This window comes from Mesorhizobium sp. M2A.F.Ca.ET.067.02.1.1 (genome assembly GCF_004023285.1).
Lineage (GTDB): Bacteria > Pseudomonadota > Alphaproteobacteria > Rhizobiales > Rhizobiaceae > Mesorhizobium.
This window is the reverse complement of sequence record NZ_RZSB01001153.1, coordinates 1-1212: the sequence shown is the minus strand read 5'-3', so window position 1 is coordinate 1212 and position 1212 is coordinate 1. Positions and strand designations below refer to the sequence as shown.

General features: G+C 61.4%; 2 protein-coding genes. Both read left to right on the top strand.

Annotated features, from left to right (window positions below; all coding sequences use genetic code 11):
* A partial coding sequence (locus tag EOA28_RS36310) for a uridine monophosphate kinase (RefSeq protein ID WP_148671131.1) occupies nucleotides 1-484 on the top strand: 484 nt, incomplete at its 5' end.
* 90 nt (nucleotides 485-574) lie between these two features.
* A complete protein-coding gene (gene frr / locus EOA28_RS36305) occupies nucleotides 575-1129 on the top strand; it encodes a ribosome recycling factor (RefSeq protein WP_082037291.1) in 555 nt (184 codons plus the stop codon).
* Nucleotides 1130-1212: the final 83 nt, after the last annotated feature.

The window sequence follows — 1212 nt, the reverse complement described above, 5'->3', positions numbered from 1 at the left end:
CGCCACCGTCATCAACTCGCTGGCGCTGCGCACTTCGCTGAACAAGATCGGCGTTGACGCCGTTGTGCTGTCGGCGATCGCCATGCCCGAGCTCTGCGAGAGCTTTTCCCAGCGCCAGGCGACCGCCTACATGAACCAGGGCAAGGTGGTCATCTTCGCCGGCGGCACCGGCAATCCGTTCTTCACCACCGATTCGGCTGCCGCGCTTCGCGCCGCCGAGATCGGCGCCGATGCGCTGTTCAAGGGCACGCAGGTCGACGGGGTCTATTCGGCAGATCCCAAGAAAGATCCGAACGCTGTCCGCTTCGACCGCATCAGCCATGCCGAAGTCATCAAACGCGGGCTTGCGATCATGGATACCGCCGCGATTGCACTTGCGCGCGAAAACAACATTCCGATAATCGTCTATTCGATCCACGAAAAAGGTGGTTTCGGCGATATTCTGAGGGGCGGCGGCCATTGCACGGTCGTCACGGACAAGTAACAGGCTCCGGAATCCGTCAAGCGACTGCGGAACCGCGAACCGAATAACGATAGAAACAGTGAACCCGGCGAACGGGTCGAGGAGATGATCATGAGTGGCGAGTACGAAGACCTGAAGCGACGCATGGACGGGGCGATCGCCGCTTTCAAGCACGATCTGGCTTCGCTGCGCACTGGCCGGGCCTCCAGCAACCTGCTCGATGCCGTCCAGGTGCAGGCCTACGGCACGGCGATGCCGATCAACCAGGTGGCCAACGTGTCCGTGCCGGAGCCGCGCATGATTTCGGTGTCGGTCTGGGACAAGTCGATGGTCAGCGCGGTGGACCGCGCCATCCGCGAGGCCAATCTGGGCTTCAACCCGATCGTCGACGGCACCACGCTCCGGATTCCGCTGCCCGAGCTCAACGAGCAGCGCCGCAAGGAGCTAGTCAAGATCTCGCACGGTTACGCCGAGAATGCGCGCGTCGCGGTTCGCCATGTTCGCCGCGACGGCATGGATTTCCTCAAGAAGGCCGAGAAGGATGGCACCATCAGCGAGGACGATCAGCGCAAGCGCTCCGACCAGGTGCAGAAGCTGACCGACGAGATGATCAGCACGATCGATCACCTGCTTTCCGATAAGGAAGCTGAAATCATGCAGGTTTAGGGTCGGGTTTCCGGCTCGAAAGCGAGATTATGGCAATGCCCGCGCATGTCGCGATCATCATGGATGGAAACGGACGCTGGGCC

Coding starts and splice junctions, on each gene's coding strand:
- frr (WP_082037291.1), top strand. CDS start 575: ATGAGTGGCGAGTACGAAGACCTGAAGCGACGCATGGACGGGGCGATC.